Source organism: Phenylobacterium sp., from assembly GCF_036821595.1.
GTDB lineage: Bacteria > Pseudomonadota > Alphaproteobacteria > Caulobacterales > Caulobacteraceae > Phenylobacterium.
The window spans coordinates 1-1,209 of the sequence record NZ_DAISJG010000186.1; the positions used below are offsets into that span (position 1 = coordinate 1).

The 1,209-nt window shown below is 70.2% G+C and carries 2 protein-coding genes; both read right to left on the bottom strand.

The features are described 5' to 3' along the window. Positions 1-204: 204 nt before the first annotated feature. On the bottom strand, positions 205-393 hold the full coding sequence (locus V7Z97_RS20485; RefSeq protein WP_334165483.1) for a hypothetical protein: 189 nt from the start codon (positions 391-393) through the stop codon (positions 205-207). Positions 394-691: 298 nt separating this feature from the next. After that, positions 692-1,093 (bottom strand): GFA family protein, encoded by a 402-nt coding sequence (locus V7Z97_RS20490; RefSeq protein WP_442958060.1) that lies wholly within the window; start codon positions 1,091-1,093, stop codon positions 692-694. Positions 1,094-1,209 lie beyond the last annotated feature (116 nt).

Genomic DNA, 1,209 nt, shown 5'->3' on the forward strand with positions numbered 1-1,209 from the left:
AGCGCTTCCGTATAGACGCTCGCCCCCGGCGCAGCCGCGCCCGGCCGCGCCGGACCACCGCCCGCCCCGTCCGCCATCGCTCAAATCCCGCTGTCAGGTCCCCGGCCGCGGCCCGCACCGCGCCCAGCCCTAAGCCTGCCTTGAGGCGCCGGTAATGTCAAGAACAAATAGGGAACATCATGCGCTCTCGTCTTCCTCGGCACACTAGGACCGATGCCGCCGGGCAATGGAGCGGATGACCGAGTACCAGATGATCGCGCTCCACAGGGAGAAGAGGATCAATCCCGGCCAAAACAGAATTGGGAGGATCGTCATGCCGAGCGCGTAGACCGCCAAACTCAGGACGAGCAACGCGGCGAGAGGCCGTCCACGGGTAAGCGTCTTGATGTTCATCAGCGTCGATCCGTCTGTTCCAGCGCGCCACCAGATGGCCGGGCCGGCATCGTGATCTCACCTACTCGCTTCCAGTCGATCGCCGCCCGCGCCCCTTCCCGCCCCTAAGTCCATGGTTGATCGCGAGCCTGCCGGACCAGGCGTGTCAAGGACGGCGCCTCCGGCGCCGCCGCCCCGCGGCCGGCCTGCGGCCGGTCCTTGAGACGCCTGGACCGGCAGGCAGACTGGCCGCCATGGCCTTAAGCGCAGGACCGGCCTCACCCTCCCCGCGCGCAGCGCGGGAGAGGCAGAACCCCCCTCACCCCCGCGGAAACCCCTCCGGCAGCTGCGGCCAGGCCTTGTCGGGGTCGTACCAGCTGGCGCCGTCCGACCGCCAGATGTGCCATTGACGGTCCGCCGTCACCCGGGTGTCGAGGCCGCCCATCCGCAGCATGACGGTGGGCTGGCCGGTCCGCTCCGCGACGAGCTGCGAGCCGCACACCGAGCAGAAGCGCCGGGTCTTCCCCGGCGAGGACTCGAAGGCGCTGAGCGCGTCCTCGCCCCGGGTCCAGCGGAACCGGTCGCGCGGCACGGACGCGATGCTGGCGAAGGCCGAGCCGTGCGCCTTGCGGCAGGTCTCGCAATGGCAGTGGGCGACGCCCTCCACCTCCGCATCGACCTCGTAGGCCACACGACCGCACAGACAACTTCCGACCAGCATCGAGGCGCGCCTTTCCAGGAACGGGACTCGCCCAGCATACAGCACGAGGCGGCCTTCCGCCGCTGCCCCTCCCGGCCTAGCCTCGCCTCGCCCAACCCGGAGCCCCGGATGCTCGC

Excerpts from the sequence above, each read along its gene's own strand:
- V7Z97_RS20490 (WP_442958060.1), bottom strand. The coding sequence starts at position 1,093 with ATGCTGGTCGGAAGTTGTCTGTGCGGTCGTGTGGCCTACGAGGTCGAT.
- V7Z97_RS20485 (WP_334165483.1), bottom strand. The coding sequence starts at position 393 with ATGAACATCAAGACGCTTACCCGTGGACGGCCTCTCGCCGCGTTGCTC.